Raw genomic sequence first — 243 nt, forward strand, 5'->3', positions numbered from 1 at the left:
GCCGATGGCCCAGAGGACGAGCAGGATGAGAGGCTCGTTCGTGTAGTCGAGGTTGAACAGCCACCCGAGCCGGGAGACGGTGAACTCGAGCAGCACCAGCCAGAGCCCGCGGGTGAGCAGATAGCGGCTGAGCTCGGCGCGGGACCGGCCTCGGGACGCCCAGAGGAACGCCGAGGACCCGGCGAGGAACACGAAGCACGTGGCACAGAAGTTTGTGATCCTAAGCGCGAGTAAGATCGGGGT

Annotated in this window: 1 pseudogene; it reads right to left on the reverse strand. The window is 65.4% G+C overall.

What is annotated here, in order from left to right:
- Positions 1–243: pseudogene (locus RAD04_RS39085) on the reverse strand (DUF1624 domain-containing protein); the annotation flags it as partial.

The sequence above is a fragment of the Bradyrhizobium sp. 25ACV genome, assembly GCF_054863005.1.